The organism is Kamptonema formosum PCC 6407 (genome assembly GCF_000332155.1).
GTDB lineage: Bacteria > Cyanobacteriota > Cyanobacteriia > Cyanobacteriales > Microcoleaceae > Kamptonema > Kamptonema formosum.
In genome coordinates this window covers 1,283,332-1,300,935 of record NZ_KB235904.1, presented here as the reverse complement: position 1 = coordinate 1,300,935, position 17,604 = coordinate 1,283,332, and the positions used below count along the sequence as shown (strand labels likewise).

Genomic DNA, 17,604 nt, shown 5'->3' with positions numbered 1-17,604 from the left:
TTTCTGTGGTTGGGTGCGTAAGTCCTGATATTGCTCCCCCGCTCCCCCGCTCCCCCGCTCCCCCTCTTTCCCTAGCCCCTAGCCCCTAGCCCCTAGCCCCTTCTTCATTTATCGTCCAGAACCACCACTTGAATTTGGCCCGAAGAGATTTTGTGCTCCTTCTCGCAACTGCTCGAAGAAAAGAACGAATCCCAAAATATCGCGGAATGGTCGAGTAGCAGTATTGATAACATAGCTAATTCTCTCTACCAAATTGCGACCAATGACAATCACATCGTTATCTTCCAGTAAAGGATTCTGAGAAACATCGCCCTCTAAAGCAGCCTTAGCATCTAGTTTTTGGCTAATGGCTATACCTTGCTCTCGATCGAAGCGAAATAGGGCGATTTTTCGGAGGTCAGCAGCATTGAGAGGCACGCCATTGAGAGCATCTAAAAATCTACTACCATTTTGTACATAGAATGAAGTTAGCCCACCACTAGCGTAGCTCAAAACTCGAACATAAATCTGGGGCTTAATCAGAGTTGACTTAGCAACTAAAGCGCGGTTGTAATCTTGCTCTTTACCTGCTTCTAGTTCTGGAACAACGATCGCATCTCCATTTTGCAAAGGGAAATCGAACAGTTCTGTAGCATTTACTAAGGGAGTGTACAAATCAATTGGTTCTTCCACTGTCGAACCATCAACTAATGTCCGCCGCACTCGCACTTCCCGCAAGTCAGCTTTCAAAGTTGCGCCTCCCGCAGCGACTAAAGCACCAGAAATCCGCCCCGAACCAGCAGGTAAAGTATAAAAACCAGGCTTACTCACCTCTCCCGCAATTGTGACTTGTACGGGCCCCTGGGCCGCCGCCAAGCTGTATCTGGCAGCCACATCGCGGTCGGACTTGCGATCGGCTGTGACTTGTTGGTAAGGCACGATAATGGCATCTCCGTCTTCTAGACGCAAATCGGGCGGCGCGATACCAGTTTGCAGGGGGGTTAGTAGGTCGATTTTCTGTTCGGCGATCGCACCGTTAGCTAAAGTGCGGCGTACCAGTACCCCTCGCAAGTCAGCAGTGGAAGTAGTACCGGATGCTGCGAAAAGGGCCGCAGAGATTTGAGGAGTTGGTAGGGGATAAAAACCAGGCCTGGCGACTTGACCTGTGACTGTGACGGTTACGGGACGCTGAATTATCAGGGAGACAGCAACATTGGGATTTTTGATAAATCTGTTGAGGCGATCGCGGATAACTTGCTGTGCTTGTTCGACAGTGAGGCCCCGCAAATTCACTGCTCCGATTAGTGGTAGCACAACTAACCCTTCCTGACTAATTGAGCCAGCTAAACCTAAATCTGGGAAGCGCTGAACTTGAATAGAAATTTGATCTCCGGGGCCCAAGAGGTAAGCACGGTTGCTAAAAGCAGGATTGATTGGAAGCTGGGCGTTTATGTTAACAGGAATAGTCGGTTGTTGCTGCTGTTGTGGCTCTTTGAGAGCAGGTAATGTAGGGAGATTTTTGCTCACCAACTCAGCGAAAGCGCTCCGCTCGAATTTGGTATTTAATCCCCAAAATAGGGCAGTAAAAGAAAGAGTCCAAGCTGCTGAGTAGAAGCTTGCCAGGTAGAGAGCAATTCCAGTTTTAACTTGGGATTGAGGATTGGGGATTTTTGAGTTATTTTTGGTTTCCATAAATCTATATTTTTGTAATATTTCCCGCCCATACTCCTATTAAAATCTAAAAGCGTAGAGCATCTTTCATCAAAGCTAACTGGACATTTTGACCGAAATATATTGCTAGCGATCGAGCTTTCTCAATATCAGCTAAAGGTTCAAGAGGAATTAAAATACAAACAGCCACCCAGGGAACGCGACGATTAGATAACTGTGCCTTGCTGTCTTCCCAAAACCAACTACTAGGTGTCGCCGAACCCCCAGAAGGTTGAGCGTACCACTGCAAAACAGCAAAGGTTTGTTTTTGATCCCAGCTTCGGAAGAATTGGGCCGCAACTGAAATGTCCTGAGAACTTTTTGGGATTTTTTCTTGTAAGTCTACTGTAAAATTTAGAGTCTGGTAGGAGTCAGTTTTCCAGTTATGAAATCCCTTAATATCAGTCCATTCTACTTGAGGTTTATCTTTATGGTCATTTTGGGTAAGTAGTAACAAAATTGCACTTTTTTCGTCATATTTAAGTTCTTGAACTAACCATTTGTGACCGCTAATCATTATATTTCTATGGGCGCTTTTTGCCCCACCAGGAAGTGTTAACCCTTCACTACGCAAAATTCTTAATTCCTTAAGTGTGGCAACTTGGGGCGGCTTCATCCAAGCCCATTGTCCTTTCAAGTAGCTGGGAATAGCTTCAGCGGTAACGAGCATGAGTAAAAACAATAGTACGACAATTTTTGATAGTTGATATGATTTGGGCAATTGCAACATAATCGGGAATTTAAAATTGAAAATTAGGAATAAGGAAGGAGACGGCGAGATGCGGAAACAGACAGACTGAGGGATTTTTACCGATCGGGAATTGCAATTATTTGTTAACAATTAACCGTTAGCAATTACTATTCAAATTTACTTGGTAAATACTTTTCCATCCCATTGAGTATCACCACCAACATACCTAACATACAAGCTGAATACAAATCTCCTCCCCATCCTGCGTGAAGCCAAGCAAAAGCTTTTTCTCGACCAGTACCGTGAAAAAGAGTTAACAAAGTGTTTCGGATAATATTAGCAGTAATGCTGAGGATAATAGCTAGAGACAAAAATAACATACTTCTCTTGCGAGAACTCCAAACTCCTGTCCAATGCAATAGCATTAAGCTAACATAAAAACTGGTAAATAACATTTTTAGCCCTGCACAGTGGGGGGCGACTTCAACAATTCTACCCCTGACATATAAGTAAATATTTTCAACTGTAACATCTAAGCCAATTTGGGTCAAAATGAAACCTGTTACTGTAGCAATGAGGTGCTGCAATGGTAAGGCGTAAGGTTCAATGAGATAGGGAATATAATTAGGCGTTGCCAGTAGGACAAATAGCAGCGGTATTCTTTGTGACTTAAACCCTGGAAATCCCTTTAAGGATAAGCACATTCCTGCTAGAATCAGTGGAAAAGATAAATTTACTAGATCGCTCAAATTGCTGAGATAAAATATCCCTGCTATTGCTAGTAAAACCGCTCCCAAAGGATGAAATAAATCTGGTAATTTGCTCCAGCGATGGCGATGTGTCCACGCAATGTAAAGAGCGTAAGGTAGACCAATTAAACCATGACTAAAATATTCATGCTCGATGCCAATAGTTTTGTTCAACCATCCATCATACCAGTGGATTATTAGCGGAGCATAAAGAATCGCTAATAGTAGGAGAAAAGTTGTAGTAAAAAAGTGCCTTTTGAAAGCAATAGGAATTTTTTGCGCGATCTGCATGATTTTTGTTAGTTGTTAGTTGTTGGTTGTTAATTGTTAATTGTTAGTTGTTGGTTGTTAGCTATTAGTTGTTGGTTGTTGGTTGTTGGCTGTTAGTTGTTGGTTGTTAGTTGTCATTGCGTTGGCGTAGCCTGCGCGTAGCGCTTACGCAGTGAAGCAATCTCAAAACCTTACCACAAAGTTACAATTCATCAGTCCTACCTTTAGAAACCTCAAGGCGATCTCAACCTATTGCGATCGCTTCGGACTTAGTTTACTTCATTACCTTCGCAACACCTCAGATTGCTGAGCACAGCGAACAACTGCGCTGCGCTTGACACGCGGAGCACAGCGAACAATAACAATTACCAATTACCAATTACCAATTATCAATTACCAATTACCAATTACCAATTACCAATTACCAATTACCAATTACCAATTAAAGATGCAATCCCCGCCACTACTTGCTCAACTTGAGTTTTTCTCAGTCCGGGATACATTGGTAATGATAAAATCTGTTTGCAGAGATTTTCTGCATTAGGGAAATCGCCTAAATTACCTAAGTTTGGATAGGCAGGTTGGAGATGGCAAGGTATGGGATAGTGAATGCCTGTTTGAATGCCGTTAACTGCGAGTTTCTCCTGAAGGATATCGCGGGTAAGGGGACATTCATCTGTCACCCTGATTACGTATAGATGATAAATGTTACCATTGCCACTCTGGTTTTGGATGGGGAAGATCCCTTTTTTTTTCAGGGGATCTAATAGTTCATTATAATGCAGAGCAGCTAAATTGCGCTCGCGATTCCAACCCTCTAAGTATGGAAGCTTAACATTTAGCACGGCTGCTTGCAAGGTGTCGAGGCGGCTGTTGGTTCCTAATTCTGTGTGCAAATATTTCTGGGATGCACCATAATTACGAAAAATCAGCATTTTTTCTGCTAATTCTCGATCGTTAGTAACGAGCATCCCCCCATCGCCAAAGGCTCCTAAGTTTTTGCTAGGATAAAAGCTGAATGCTGCCGCTTTGCTAAAGGAACCTGCACGGTAATTTTCTCTTTGTGCTAAGTGTGCTTGGGCGGCATCTTCAAATATTATTAAATTGTAGGTTTTGGCAAGATTTAGAAGTTGATTAGGCGATACCATTTGCCCGTAGAGATGCACGGGGATAATTGCTTTGGTTTTGGGGGTTATGGCTTTTTCTGCTGCTGTGAGGTCAATAAGAGCGGTGTAAGGTTCGCAATCTACTAATACTGGTGTCGCTTTGGCCCGAAGAACGCCGATGATGGTAGCGATAAAGGTGTTTGCTGGGAGGATGATTTCGTCGCCAGGGACGATCCCGCAAGCTTGAAGTCCTAGCGCGATCGCATCTGTACCACTGCCCACCCCGATGCCATATTTTACACCGCAAGCTGTGGCAAATGCTGATTCAAATTCGGCGAGTTGTTGGCCGAGAATGAAGTCTCCTTTCTGGATGACTTGTGCAATAGCTTGTTCTATTTGACTTTGGATGGGTTGATGTTGGAGGGAGAGGTCAACAAAGGGGATTTTTGTTGAGTTGTTGGTCATACATGGTGTTAGTAGTTATTCATTTATATTAGTTGGATCTTCTTCGGAGTCTTCCAATTTATCAACTTTCGACTCTTTTGCTTTCTGTCGAATATCCTGTAATTGTTCTTTGGGTTTCCAGTTGCTTTTGGGGGCTAGTCTGTAAATGTCACTACGCCCTTTACGCTGTTCTTTCAAGATTAAGCCCGCATCACAAAGAGTTTTGAGCGCATATTGGGTTTTTCTGACACTCATTTTGCAAATTTCTGCTGTTTTCTTGAGCTTGGCGAAACACTTACCGTCGAGCTTGCCCCCTGTTCTGCGAACAATATGGGCGTAGATTCGGAATTCGTAGGGGTCAAAGCCGTACTCATCAAGATCTGAATGAACGAGTGGCAGGGGCATTAAATCCTTTTTGGGATTGTTGTCGGTCGATGAAACAGGTTTCAGAGCTAGGGGAGTTAAATCATTTTGGGGATAGTCCTCTATGACTTCCTCAGCTATCTGCCAAACATTTTGGTCAGATTGAGCGTTTTTATCTAGAGACATATGTTTTAAGTGCTTGGGTATAGTGCATATAGTGCATTATAACATATGCACTATATGCTATAGCTTAGGTATACACTTATTAAGGTAACTAGATCGTCTGTATTTGTACTTAAGAAGTAATTACCTTACGCAAAAGCACGACTGAAAAAAACTATGGTAAGCACCTAAAACTTAACTGCTAGATTGCTTTATTCGCTCAAGTGTGCTAAATTATAAAAATAAGCGCCCCAGACCTGCAAGTCTAGACGCTTTTTGCAATACTAAATCTTGAAACAGCTTGATGCACGCTAGCGCAGCCGTTTCAAGGAATTACTTTGATTTTTTTAATTGTATGAACCACCATAACACAAAACCAGCCCCTCTGGAGTTACTTGCAAAATTAGCTGACCATCCTCATGGTCTGGAACTAGCCAATTTAGTGGATCGACTCTACCAAGAGGCACAACTGGATACACAGGCAGATCCTCGACAGGTTGCGATCGCACTCCAGCAAGCCAAGTCTCAAGGGATTGAAGATATTCCCTACTTCAAACCGCTTGTAACTCGGATTCAAAATCTTGTAACTTGGGTTCAAAATCTTGTAACTCGGGTTCAAAATCTTGAGGAAAGGCAGCTTTTTATAGAGTCTGAGCTACACCATGAGAATTGCCATTTGAAAGATGAGCTTTCTCAATACAAGTCAAAACCAGATGAATCTTCTGAAGATGATTGATCGAGGGCCGACATCTTAGAGCACGAATACACTAAGGAGAGGTTAAGAAGTTAATAAAAAAAAGTGCGATCGCCTCCCCAAATTTTCCCCTAAAATAGGGAAAGTGGAAAAGCGATCGCCTTCCGCACCTCAACTGTTCTCAACTAAATTTATGAGTGAAATTCGTTTCAAACTAGCAGAATATCTCCAAGAGCGCTGCTTAACTCCTGAAAAGTTGATACAAGCTGTCGGTACAGATAGTTCCCCTGCAATCATTTACCAACTGGTAAAACATGGCAATGAACAGCATCAAATCGACCTATCCACTCTTGCAGCCATTATCCAAGGATTAGGAAAACTAACAGGATTGCCTGTTGGAATAGAAGATGTGCTGGAATTTGTACCCGAAATGACCGACATAAAAAATAATCCTTGGCGAGAATTTGATAGTGAAGAAGAAGACCTCCCTTATGAGTGGGGAGAAAGAAACCCGATGAAGAACTGTAAACCTGTGCGTTATGTGGAAGGCATAGGGTTAGTTGTAGACAGCGAGGAGGTAGAAGAATCTATTGGTTAAATCAATAAGTGTCAGGGATGTACTAATAGTTAATTTCCCCAAGCAATCTCCTTCAGGTTGTGAACAACAAGGGAGACGACCAGCAGTAGTAATTACTCTACCAAGGCTTACAGGAGTAATACGCTATCAAGTCATAGTTGTTGCACCTATGACAACAAAATCTGGAGATTGGGTAATACAAAATCCCAGTTTATATCCCTGCCTTGCTGCTGGAGTTGCCAATCTACCACTAGATTCTATCGTCTTGCTAGATCAATTGCGATGTTTGGACATTAAGCGAATATTAGCTTACCAAGGCACACTAACTCCTGAAGAGTATCAGCCAATAGCAGATGGACTGAAAGTAATGCTGAGATTATAAATTGTTTATCAATAACCTACAATTGGGTCTAGCCCACTGAATGCGATCGCTAATTTTTAAACTCTTTATACTTTTTTATCAAAATAGTAAGATGGGCAATGCCCACCTTACTACTACTAAAGCGACTAATGACCTAGTAGTTTATCTCGCAAGTGCTTAATGCGATCGCGAAACTTAGCCGCCTCTTCAAACTCCATCTTCTTCGCCGCTTCCTTCATCTGCACTTCCAACTGACCAATCAACTCAGGTATCTCTTCCAAAGATAACTCATCTATCTGTTCGTAGACCGTTTCTAAATGCTGAGAATTTAGCCGCCGCGACACATCTAAAAAGGCTAAAATTGCATTCTTAGATGACTTCTTCGCAATTGACTGCGGTGTAATTCCGTGCATTTTGTTATAGGCCAACTGAATCCCTCGCCGCCTATCAGTTTCATCAATGGCTTTAATCATGCTATCTGTCAAGTTATCACCATACAATATCGCCTGTCCCCGGACATGACGAGCCGCCCTACCAATGGTTTGAATTAAAGAACGTTCTGACCTTAAAAACCCTTCCTTGTCTGCATCTAGAATTGCTACCAAAGACACCTCTGGTAAATCTAATCCCTCCCGTAATAAATTGACTCCAATTAATACATCAAAATCTCCATCTCGCAAAGATTGCAGAATTTCTATGCGCTCAATTGACTGAATTTCTGAGTGCAAATACCGGACTCTAATTCCGCGTTCTTGCAAATATTCTGTTAAATCTTCCGCCATGCGTTTAGTTAAGGTTGTCACTAATGTCCGCTCTTGCAGAAGTACGCGCTCTTTAATTTCGCCTAGCAAATCGTCAATTTGCCCCTCAGTCGGACGCACATAGATCTCAGGATCTATTAACCCTGTGGGGCGAATTACCTGATCGGCAACTCGACTTTCAGAGATTTCTATTTCCCAATTCCCAGGGGTAGCAGAAACAAAAATACACTGGTTTACTTTTTCCCAAAATTCCTCTGCTTTCAAAGGCCGGTTATCTGCGGCGCTAGGTAAGCGAAATCCATGCTCGATTAACACTTTCTTTCTGGCTTGGTCGCCATTGTACATTCCCCGTAGTTGTGGCACGGTGACGTGAGACTCATCTATTACTAACAGCCAATCTTTGGGAAAATAATCAATTAAACACTCGGGCGGTTCTCCAGCATTTCGCCCTGCTAAATGGCGGGAATAATTCTCGACTCCATTGCAGTAACCAACCTCTCGCAACATTTCTAAATCGTAGCGAGTTCGTTGTTCTAAACGCTGTGCTTCTACTAATTTACCCGCTTTTTTTAGTTCTTCTACGCTGTCTTCTATTTCGATTTCAATTGCTTGACAAGCTGCCTCCAATTTGTCTTCAGCGGTTACGAAGTGACGGGCGGGATAAATATTCAAAGCTTCTACGCTTTGGATAATTCCACCACTTACGGGGTCAACATAGCGAATCGCATCAATTTCATCGCCAAAGAATTCTATGCGAATTATTCTATCTTCGTAGGCGGGGCCAATTTCCAGTACGTCACCTTTGACGCGGAATTTTCCTCGACCTAAATCTAAGTCGTTGCGGCTATATTGAATGTTAACTAAATCTCGCAATAGTTGCCGCTGGTTAACTTCGGTTCCTACCTGAAAAGGGATAGCAGCTTTTAAATATTCCGCTGGCATTCCTAAGCCGTAGATGCAGCTAATTGATGCTACTACGATCGCGTCGCGGCGTTCAAAGAGGGATCGCGTTGCTGAGTGTCGCAACATATCGATCTCGTCGTTAATTGCTGCTGTTTTTTCGATGTATGTATCGGTGACGGCAATGTATGCTTCTGGCTGGTAATAGTCGTAATAACTGACGAAGTATTCGACGGCATTATTGGGGAAAAAACCTCGCAATTCGTTGCACAGTTGAGCAGCTAAAGTCTTGTTATGTGCTAAAACTAGGGTAGGTCTGCCAACTTTCTCAATAACCGCAGCTATTGAAAAGGTTTTGCCTGTACCCGTCGCACCAAGTAGAGTTTGGAAGCGATCGCCTGCAAGTACGCCTGAAGTTAGTTGCGCGATCGCCTTCGGTTGATCCCCAGTCGGCTCAAAGGGAGCTTGAAGATAAAATTTATCTCCCATAGTAACTATCAGAGAATGCTATGTTACTTATAAATATTAACAAATATGTAGTTAGATTGCAATTAAATTAAAATATTTGGTACAATTTAGGATATTTTAATTATTGACAGTAGAATTGAAAGCTGACTAAAAAAGTGCTTCTTCTAGTCAATAGTAAACCTACTCAGCAACACAGAGGTATTTAATTATGGCGATTAACAGAACTGGCAAGAAAACCGCGAGCCAGGGACGCAGAAACAGTGGTAAGACAGAGGAAGTTGCAGCTAATGAGGCTGTTACCCAAAAATCAGGGAGTATATCTCAAGTTATGGCTTTAACAATTAGGGACAAAGCAATGAGCGATCGCAAACAGCCAGACATTCAATTGTATCATAATCCTCTACCTCAGAATCGACCAATTGGAGCTAATGATTTTGAGGTGTTTGAGACTATCCGCAACCGCCCCATAGAATCAAGTTCTCTGGAAGTGATAGAAATAGTGGACAATCGGCCAGTCATGGCAGATAACTTTCAGGTAATGGAAATGTACTCTGAAGCTGGAAACCGCCCAGTTGGTTCGAGCACGCTGCAAATTAGCGAACTTTACTCCGTGATGGGTGGCAGTCGCCCTATAGCTCCCAACGAAACTGATGATACTTTCACACTGATGGGATTCATTGATTAGACGCTTCAAAGTTAACCTCATCGATTCCCTATAACCCCCTAACAAAGGGGGGTTCGTGACTGCTGAAACACCTAAAATTTTTGATGAGCATAGGACTTACGCCAATCTACTTTTAGCGCCGCAGTCTCGGTGTTAAACTTACCATTGAGACTGCGGCCTTAAAAGCATGATAGGTCAGTCTGAGAGCAGTTGAAGGCGTTAAAGTTTCTGTTCCTTTTGTATTAGCTTTAAATCTTATATATTATCTCTATAGGCAGATGAATAGCTCAACTATTTCTCTTACTATAAAAGCATGGTTGAATTTACCGGGAACTGTCCCTCATTTAAATAAATTATCTAAAAAACATGGTGAAAGCTCATGATTGACGAAGAATCAGCAACAACCCATATCCAGTATGTTGAACAGAAAAATCGAGAAGCTAGGGCAGAATTACTCTGCGAGGTAGCAGAGAAAGCTGGAGGTGAACATCGGCAAGCTGAGGCTCAAACTCTCCGTGCAGCGGAAATCTTAAAAGAAGAACTTAATCAAAAGATAGATGAAGAAACAAAACATTAACATCTTTTGAAGCTAAACAGTTCAAATCGTAATCTTGTCAAACAAAACCCTTATGGAGAGTGTAGGGGTTAAATTTATTTTTACAGTCCGCACAGGCGGACTTTGTTTTGTAGTTGCGAAGTTATTCCCAAATATAGTTGTCGCAGAAGGCAGAAAGATTTAAATATTTAGCGGTTGCTATCAGATTCTCTCCTTTTTCTTTAATCTACCTCTTGGTAGAGGGTAAAGCAAGGAATTTGTTAATACCATGAGTTTAAGACAAAAAAAGTAAACAACTTTACAGAATAGGAGAAAGATCATGAGTGTAGAAGATCGCGCCAAAGCTACTGGCAAAAACCTTGAAGGTGTGGCTCAAGAAGCGCTAGGTAATGTTACTGGCGATCCAAAGGATAAAGCTGAAGGCCAAATGAAGCAAAAAGAAGCTCAAGTCCGCCACGGAGTCGAAGATATCAAAGATGACGTGAAGGAAAAAGTAAACCGCGCTTAATACTAACTCAGAGGGTCTGGGTAGCTAAGTTTCTATCTAGACCCTCTGTTTATAGTACAGAATGAAAACAGAGATCAGTAATTAATCATTCTGTTAAGAGCGTTTCGCAGAAGGAGGAAAAAATGAATTTTTTTCAGAAAAGTCGCCAAATTATTACCGGGCTAATGTTGGTTTTAGTCCTGACTATTTCTACAGCCTGTGCGGGAGCACCCGCAGCCCAGAAACCGACTAATCTACCAGTAGCAATTGGTAGTAATTCCAATTATTACGCACAGCTACAACGAGGAAATACCCCAGTTGGTCAAGATTTTGGCAATTGGGTGATGCAGACTGCAAAGAATGTAGTACAAGACGTTTATATCCGGGACAACAACAAGTTAGGTGTTGTAATTACGCCGCAAGTCCGCCCTAATGAAGTAAAGGATTTAGCAAAATCTTTAGCCCAAGGTTTTCATCACAATTTCCCGAATCAAGATGTAACGGTTTTGATGTATGCCCCAGATAAAAAACTGATTTTGACGGCGAAATACGATCAGCAATCCAACCAGATTGAGTACAACTCTGGTAAGGCTTAAGTCATTTAAGCGAGTAAGGCTTAAGTAATTTAAGACTTAGGGAATTAATTACAAGTCTAATTGTTGTCAGGGCGAGCTAAGCGAAGTAATCTTCCACTCGCAGCCGAGAGCGTAATTTCTGAATTACAGATTGAGACGCATAAGTTTTGAAAATTGGAGAAAAATATCATGGCTACCAGCGACCAATACAAACGTCAAATCATGAACGATTTGTCGCACGGAAATACTGAAGAAATGCCGGCAGTATCGGCCGACGAATACGAAAATTTTGATGACTTTGCTCAGCGGACTACTCCAGCTCAGCGCAGACAGTTATTCGGTCAATCTTTGCACCATGATAACGTTTCGCCTGCTCAATTAGAGCCGGAGTTGCAAAAGGCGATCGCGCAAATTAAACCGAATGAACGGGATGATGTGGCGCGGGAATTCTTTAAGCATTTGAGCAAGAAAGGACTGAGCGATCGCGCTTTAGAGCAACAGCTAGGACTTTCGACTCACAATCCGAACCACATGACTGCTGATGATGTGGCGAGGTTGGCATCGTTTACCTACCACTCCCACCCCGATATTTTCCGCGAAGTGTTGGCAGATCAGCCCAGTTTGATGAAGTTTTTGGGCAATCCGATTGTTGCGGGTATTTTGGGAATTGTCGCCGCTAAGTGGCTAAGCAATCGCCGCTAGGATTAAGTTGAGAGGCGGCTTGAGAGTTAACTAAGTTTTCCGGGAAATCCAGAGCGATCGCATCAGTGCGATCGCTCTTTTCTTTTGCAACACCCAGAGGGCGGCGTTACCAGCAATATCTAAGGTATATTTAAATTGATTTGCCCCTGAGATTGAAAATTTAGAGTTTCACATTTGTTATGAACATATCGTCTATGCGGAATCAACTCTATCGCCTGCAAGTTTTCTCACTAGCAGCACTTTTAATAGTTTGCCTGACTTTAATCGGTTGTTCGCCCTCCGCCCAATCAGCTAATAATACTCAACAACCAGAAGGCAAATTAAAGGAGCAAGTCTTACAAATTATCCGCGAAAATCCCGAAGTAATTTTGGAGTCAGTACAGGCGTACCAGCAACAACAACAAGATCGATTGCGATCGGCTAGGCAGTCATTTTTGGAGCAAGTAAAAAATAATCCTCAAGCTGCGATCGCAGATTCTCCTACTACTGGTTCACCTTCGCAGAAAATTGTTCTCATAGAGTTCTCTGACTTTCAATGTCCCTTTTGCAGCAGAGCTCACAATACAGTCAATCAGTTTATGGCAAAACACCAGGACAAAGTTACTTTAGCATTCAAACATTTTCCCCTGGTTCAAATTCACCCGCAAGCGCTACCAGCCGCGAAGGCAGCTTGGGCAGCTCAGCAGCAAGGGAAATTTTGGGAGTATCATAACGCTTTGTTCGAGCAACAACAACAGTTGAGCGAAGAGTTGTATAGCGCGATCGCGAAAAATCTAAATCTGAATTTAGAGAAGTTTAATAGCGACAGAAATAGCCCTGCCGCCGCCGCCGCCATTCAGAAAGACATTCAAATAGCTCAAACATTAGGAATTGACGGTACTCCCTTCTTTATCTTGAAGGGAGAAACCTTCTCTGGTGCTGTTGAACTATCCGAAATGGAGAGCATTTTGGCGAAAGTTTCTAAGTAATTGGGAATTGGTAATTGGGAATTGTTAATTGGTAATTGGTAATGGCTAATGGCTAATGGCTAATGGCTAATGGCTAATGGCTAATTGTTAACTCGCAATGACATTATTTATTGTTGTCCAACTACTTATCAATGGGTTCCCCGACTCTAGCCTGGTAAGAAAAACAAGAAAGAAAGAAGTCAAAAGTCAAAATTGCTAAATTTTACCCTCTTCCTTCTTCCTTCTTCCTTCTTCCTTCTTCCTTCTTAAACTGCTGCCAATTCAGGAGTTGGACGCTTGCTATGGCGAATGCCTTCGATCGCGGCTGCATAATCCTTAGCCTTAAACACAGCGGAACCAGCAACGATCGCATTTGCTCCCGCTTCCAAAACCTGCCAAGTATTATCAACTTTTAGACCGCCATCCACCTCAATCCAGGGGTCAAGGCCTCTTTCATCGCACATCTGGCGAAGTTTGCGAATTTTCGGCACCACCGTCGGAATGAAACTCTGACCGCCAAAGCCCGGATTGACACTCATAATCAAGATCAGATCGCACAGTTCGAGTACGTGCTCGATCAACTCCAAAGGAGTCGAAGGATTTAGCACTACACCCGCCTGCTTACCCAGTTCGCGGATTTGGCCGAGAGTGCGGTGTAAGTGAGGAGAGGCATTATGTTCAGCGTGAACCGAGATAATATCAGCACCCGCCTTAGCAAAATCCTCGACGTATTTCTCAGGTTCCACTATCATCAAGTGAACGTCCAGAGGCTTGCTGGTAACGGGGCGAATTGCCTCAACAATCAGGGGGCCAATAGTAATATTAGGAACGAAACGACCGTCCATCACATCAACGTGAATCCAGTCGGCCCCAGCCAGATCTACTGCTCGAATTTCATCTCCGAGCCGGCTGAAATCTGCTGATAATATGGATGGAGAAATAACAGTCGATTTGCGGGATTGGGTCATGGCTAAGGATACTCTCCTGCGTCTGCGTGCTGTATTGAGTGTATCAAAATGTGGATATCATCTGCGATCGCCACCGACAATCCATCAGTTAAATCCTGCTTTGTTCTCCTCTGCTGGAAATGAAAAATACAGACCCCTTAGAAAATTCGGATCTGAACCGCCTGCAACTGTTTGTGTTATTGACTCCGATCGTCGGCTTTTTCCCGGCCCTGTGGACGCTTTACCGTCGTCAAGGAAGCCCCCAACACAGAGCCGCCAGCCGATTAGCGATTGTCCTAGCTTTGGGTTGGCTCTCAGGGCATATTCTCTTGGAAACTGGAGCCATCTCTGCGGAATCTTGGACGATACCCTTGTTATTAACGAGTAGCGTGCTTACCACCAGCTATTTTATCGTCACCTTGGGGCTAATGATTCGGGTCTGGAAACGCCAACCCCTTTGGCTACCTGGAATTAGCCGCGTAGCTGAGCAAATGCTAGGCAAGCATCTATCATAGTTGAGGGTGCATAATTGAGGGCAATCTAAAAATCAAAACCTATTGATTAATGGAGTTTCCAGGTTGATACTACAAAGTGCCACTATTTTTATTAATTCTTTTTGTGTGTGAGGAAGCCCGTGTCAGCTCAGAAAATGCAAAATCCAGACCCTAGAAAGCAAACAAATGGTCAACCTTTCGTGAAAAAATCTCCCCAATCTAACCGAGGACGTTGGCTGGGGTTTGGTTTTGGTTTGGCAGGAGTGGCGATGCTTTCCGCCACAGCCGGAGCCCTGCTAGCAGTATCTCTTTCTACTACACCGCTTCAGCAGCAGCAGTTGAGTCCCGAAGAAGCTGCGGTATTTTCTCAAGGGGATCTGGCAAAAATGAACATGAGGATGCCAGAACTCACTCGCCCGGTAAATATTTTAGTGTTGGGGCTCAAGGTTCTGAGTTCAGACTTGGATGAGCCGCCTAAAGATAGTCCGGGATATTTCACTTGGGTTAACTCTTTTAAGGGGCTAACGGATACGATGCTGTTGGTGAGATTTGACCCTCAGAACAAAAAGTTAAGCTTGCTTTCTATCCCGCGAGATACTCGAACTGATATTGAGGGGAGGGGGCTGAGCAAAATTAATGAGGCGAATTATTATGGGGGCCCGGCCTTGGCAGCAAAGTCGGTAAGTTCGCTCCTGGGTGGTGTGGGAATTGACCGCTATGTAATTGTTAATGTTCAAGGGATAAAGAGCTTGGTAGATGCCCTGGGTGGCTTGACTATGTATGTCCCTAAAGACATGAAGTATATAGATGAAAGCCAGCATTTGTACATCGATTTAAAGGCTGGTAAGCAACATCTGACAGGGGAGCAAATCGTGCAGTATCTACTTTACCGCCATGATGATTTAGGGGATATTGGACGAGTGCAGCGGCAGCAACTTTTGATGCGGGCTTTTATGGAGCAGGAACTCAATTTAAGTTTGGTATCGAAATTGCCGAAAGTTTTGTCCGTAATTCAGTCTCATATTGATACAAATTTGAGTATTGAGGAATTAGTAGCTTTAGTTGGTTTTGGTACTCACACTGACCGTTCTGGGATACAGATGTTGATGGTTCCGGGAGAGTTTAGCGATCCCAAGGAGTTTAAGGCCAGTTATTGGCTACCTGATGAAACTGCTGTCGAGACTCTGATGGCTCAACACTTTGATTTTGGTACTAATTCCTGGGGAGTGGAAAATGTAGACCCGAAATTATTGAGGGTGGCTGTTTTAGATAGTACGGGAGATGATGCGGCTACTGATGGGTTTGTGAGTATGTTGTCTGAAGCTGGCTATGAGAATGTGCGACTAGGGAACTCTTGGCCTGAACCTTTGGCGGTGACTCGGATTGTGGCTCAAGATGGGAATGTTAAGGGTGCTGAGGCGATTCGCCAGTCTTTGGGTTTTGGGGAGGTTGTGGTTGAGAGTACGGGGAGTTTGCGATCGGATGTGACGATTAAGTTGGGTAAGGATTGGTTGAAGAGAAAGGGTAGTCAGGGGAGATCTAATAACTTTTAGATTGTGGGTGGTGAGTGAAAGTTTTTTGACTTTTATTGAGGGCGATCGCACTTTTAGATTACTGGGGATTCTATCGAGTAGGAAGATGTGGGCGATCGCTCTTAATCTAAAGCCTAGCCATCCCCTACCCTTTAAGCCGATCGCGCACCCTTGAAATTCTAAGCAGTTCTTAAAGCCACAATCGGGTCTAATTTAGCAGCTTGTCGTGCGGGAACGACACCGAAAAATAAACCGATACCACCGGAAACACCTACAGCTAATGCGATCGCAACTGGGGAAACTCCTGCTTGCAGGGGACTAATCGCACCAACTACCATCACGCCACCAACACCAATCATCGTACCGATCGCACCTCCAGCCGCCGACAAAATCACCGATTCAATCATAAATTGAATCAAAATATCTTGCCTAGATGCACCGATCGCTTTCCGCAAACCTATTTCTTGAGTGCGTTCAGTAACGGAAACTAGCATGATATTCATAATCCCAATTCCGCCAACAAATAGGGAAATACTGGCAACGGCAGCTAACATTAATTTGAGCGCTCCCGTTATTCCTCCCAAAGTATTTTGTAAATCCTGTTGGTTGCGAACGGTAAAATCATCGTCTTTAGTAATTTTATGCCGCAGCCGCAGCAGATTTTCAATCTGAAACTGGGCTGCTTTCATCTGGGTTTCATCTTTAACGGAAACTGAAATAAATGTTACTCTAATACCGTAGGGAGATGAACGTCCAACTATTCTATTTGCCATTGTTGTCAGCGGTACAAATACGTTCATATCTTGGTTATCACCAAAAGTTGAACCCTTGGGCTGCATGACTCCTATTACTTGAAAAGTGTTATTTTTGATGCGGACATATTGACCAATTGGTTGCACATCACCAAATAATCTCTGGGCTATTTCTGAGCCCAAAGCTACTACATTTTCCTGCCGTTTTAAGTCCAAATCTGTGATAAATCTACCCTTAGCAACGTCAAAACTTCTTACTGAAAGAAATTGCGGTGTTGTCCCGATGATGGAACTGGAAGCGTTGTTACTGCGGTAGGTGACAAGTTGACTGTCGTTGAGGGTGGGGGCGACTTCTTCGACAGAGGGAACTTGCTGTGCGATCGCCTCTGCATCTGCGAGCACTAATGTCAGGGGTGGAACAACGGGACGACGCTGTGCATCTGGGCTCCCCGGAATTACAAATAGCAGGTTTGGCCCTAGAGAGTTAACTTGTTCGCTCACATATTTCTGAGCTCCTTCACCGATGCCGATCATCGCAATTACGGAAGCATTGCCGATGATAATTCCTAACATTGTCAGGCTACTACGAAGCTTGTTAGCCATTAATGTTGTTGTCGCCATTTTTACGCTTTCAATAATATCCATTTTTGTTAATTGTTAGTTGTTGGTTGTTTGTGGTTAATTGTTAGTTGTTGGTTGTTAGTTGTTGGTTG

General features: G+C 43.3%; 20 protein-coding genes. 12 read left to right on the top strand and 8 right to left on the bottom strand.

Annotation, left to right across the window (positions count from 1 at the left end; translation table 11 throughout):
- Positions 1 to 108: 108 nt before the first annotated feature.
- The 5 genes from OSCIL6407_RS0122770 to OSCIL6407_RS0122750 form a co-directional block, all read right to left on the bottom strand.
- On the bottom strand, positions 109 to 1,671 hold the full coding sequence (locus tag OSCIL6407_RS0122770) for a polysaccharide biosynthesis/export family protein (RefSeq protein ID WP_019487706.1): 1,563 nt from the start codon (positions 1,669 to 1,671) through the stop codon (positions 109 to 111).
- A gap of 46 nt (positions 1,672 to 1,717) precedes the next feature.
- Entirely contained in the window at positions 1,718 to 2,419 is a 702-nt protein-coding gene (locus OSCIL6407_RS0122765; RefSeq protein ID WP_019487705.1) for a cyanoexosortase B system-associated protein, read from the bottom strand.
- Positions 2,420 to 2,547: 128 nt separating this feature from the next.
- Positions 2,548 to 3,420, bottom strand: a complete 873-nt coding sequence (crtB, locus tag OSCIL6407_RS0122760; protein WP_019487704.1) for a cyanoexosortase B — start codon at positions 3,418 to 3,420, stop codon at positions 2,548 to 2,550.
- 407 nt (positions 3,421 to 3,827) lie between these two features.
- Positions 3,828 to 4,970, bottom strand: a complete 1,143-nt coding sequence (locus OSCIL6407_RS0122755) for a DegT/DnrJ/EryC1/StrS family aminotransferase (protein WP_019487703.1) — start codon at positions 4,968 to 4,970, stop codon at positions 3,828 to 3,830.
- 15 nt (positions 4,971 to 4,985) lie between these two features.
- Positions 4,986 to 5,498, bottom strand: coding sequence for a helix-turn-helix domain-containing protein (locus OSCIL6407_RS0122750; protein ID WP_007354682.1), 513 nt, complete (start codon positions 5,496 to 5,498; stop codon positions 4,986 to 4,988).
- Between the two features lie 331 nt (positions 5,499 to 5,829).
- On the opposite strand from OSCIL6407_RS0122750, the gene OSCIL6407_RS0122745 reads away from it, so the two are divergent.
- From OSCIL6407_RS0122745 to OSCIL6407_RS32870, 3 genes are all read left to right on the top strand, one after another.
- The gene (locus OSCIL6407_RS0122745; RefSeq protein WP_007354683.1) at positions 5,830 to 6,210 is read left to right on the top strand and encodes a hypothetical protein; all 381 of its coding nucleotides are present in this window, start codon (positions 5,830 to 5,832) and stop codon (positions 6,208 to 6,210) included.
- A 151-nt stretch (positions 6,211 to 6,361) separates the two neighbouring features.
- On the top strand, positions 6,362 to 6,766 hold the full coding sequence (locus tag OSCIL6407_RS0122740; protein WP_007354684.1) for a hypothetical protein: 405 nt from the start codon (positions 6,362 to 6,364) through the stop codon (positions 6,764 to 6,766).
- A complete protein-coding gene (locus tag OSCIL6407_RS32870) occupies positions 6,759 to 7,127 on the top strand; it encodes a type II toxin-antitoxin system PemK/MazF family toxin (protein ID WP_026103826.1) in 369 nt (122 codons plus the stop codon). Before OSCIL6407_RS0122740 ends, OSCIL6407_RS32870 begins: the two co-directional genes overlap by 8 nt.
- A 125-nt stretch (positions 7,128 to 7,252) precedes the next feature.
- Here the strand turns inward: OSCIL6407_RS32870 and uvrB are convergent, their stop codons facing one another.
- A complete protein-coding gene (gene uvrB / locus OSCIL6407_RS0122730; protein ID WP_007354686.1) occupies positions 7,253 to 9,256 on the bottom strand; it encodes an excinuclease ABC subunit UvrB in 2,004 nt (667 codons plus the stop codon).
- A gap of 187 nt (positions 9,257 to 9,443) precedes the next feature.
- Here uvrB and OSCIL6407_RS0122725 point away from each other — a divergent pair, with 187 nt between their 5' ends.
- The 6 genes from OSCIL6407_RS0122725 (at position 9,444) to OSCIL6407_RS0122700 (ending at position 13,187) form a co-directional block, all read left to right on the top strand.
- Entirely contained in the window at positions 9,444 to 9,920 is a 477-nt protein-coding gene (locus OSCIL6407_RS0122725) for a hypothetical protein (RefSeq protein ID WP_007354687.1), read from the top strand.
- Positions 9,921 to 10,278: 358 nt separating this feature from the next.
- On the top strand, positions 10,279 to 10,476 hold the full coding sequence (locus OSCIL6407_RS0122720) for a hypothetical protein (RefSeq protein ID WP_007354688.1): 198 nt from the start codon (positions 10,279 to 10,281) through the stop codon (positions 10,474 to 10,476).
- A 298-nt stretch (positions 10,477 to 10,774) separates the two neighbouring features.
- Entirely contained in the window at positions 10,775 to 10,963 is a 189-nt protein-coding gene (locus OSCIL6407_RS0122715) for a CsbD family protein (protein WP_007354689.1), read from the top strand.
- Positions 10,964 to 11,085: 122 nt separating this feature from the next.
- Complete coding sequence (locus tag OSCIL6407_RS0122710) at positions 11,086 to 11,538, top strand: hypothetical protein (RefSeq protein WP_007354690.1); 453 nt, start codon at positions 11,086 to 11,088, stop codon at positions 11,536 to 11,538.
- Between the two features lie 168 nt (positions 11,539 to 11,706).
- On the top strand, positions 11,707 to 12,219 hold the full coding sequence (locus OSCIL6407_RS0122705; protein ID WP_007354691.1) for a hypothetical protein: 513 nt from the start codon (positions 11,707 to 11,709) through the stop codon (positions 12,217 to 12,219).
- 179 nt (positions 12,220 to 12,398) lie between these two features.
- Positions 12,399 to 13,187 carry a DsbA family protein gene (locus OSCIL6407_RS0122700; RefSeq protein ID WP_234708730.1) on the top strand — a complete coding sequence of 263 codons (789 nt, stop codon included), beginning with the start codon at positions 12,399 to 12,401 and terminating at the stop codon, positions 13,185 to 13,187.
- A gap of 245 nt (positions 13,188 to 13,432) precedes the next feature.
- On the opposite strand, the gene rpe is transcribed toward OSCIL6407_RS0122700, so the two are convergent.
- Positions 13,433 to 14,134, bottom strand: a complete 702-nt coding sequence (rpe, locus tag OSCIL6407_RS0122695; protein ID WP_007354094.1) for a ribulose-phosphate 3-epimerase — start codon at positions 14,132 to 14,134, stop codon at positions 13,433 to 13,435.
- Positions 14,135 to 14,253: 119 nt separating this feature from the next.
- Here rpe and OSCIL6407_RS0122690 point away from each other — a divergent pair, with 119 nt between their 5' ends.
- The 3 genes from OSCIL6407_RS0122690 (at position 14,254) to OSCIL6407_RS36535 (ending at position 16,314) form a co-directional block, all read left to right on the top strand.
- Entirely contained in the window at positions 14,254 to 14,628 is a 375-nt protein-coding gene (locus OSCIL6407_RS0122690; protein WP_007354095.1) for a hypothetical protein, read from the top strand.
- Between the two features lie 119 nt (positions 14,629 to 14,747).
- Positions 14,748 to 16,160 carry an LCP family protein gene (locus OSCIL6407_RS0122685; RefSeq protein ID WP_007354096.1) on the top strand — a complete coding sequence of 471 codons (1,413 nt, stop codon included), beginning with the start codon at positions 14,748 to 14,750 and terminating at the stop codon, positions 16,158 to 16,160.
- Between the two features lie 10 nt (positions 16,161 to 16,170).
- Positions 16,171 to 16,314: a hypothetical protein gene (locus tag OSCIL6407_RS36535; RefSeq protein WP_155523418.1), complete on the top strand. Its 144-nt coding sequence runs from the start codon at positions 16,171 to 16,173 to the stop codon at positions 16,312 to 16,314.
- Between the two features lie 4 nt (positions 16,315 to 16,318).
- Here OSCIL6407_RS36535 and OSCIL6407_RS0122680 read toward each other — a convergent pair whose 3' ends face one another.
- The gene (locus OSCIL6407_RS0122680) at positions 16,319 to 17,536 is read right to left on the bottom strand and encodes an ABC transporter permease (RefSeq protein WP_007354097.1); all 1,218 of its coding nucleotides are present in this window, start codon (positions 17,534 to 17,536) and stop codon (positions 16,319 to 16,321) included.
- Positions 17,537 to 17,604: the final 68 nt, after the last annotated feature.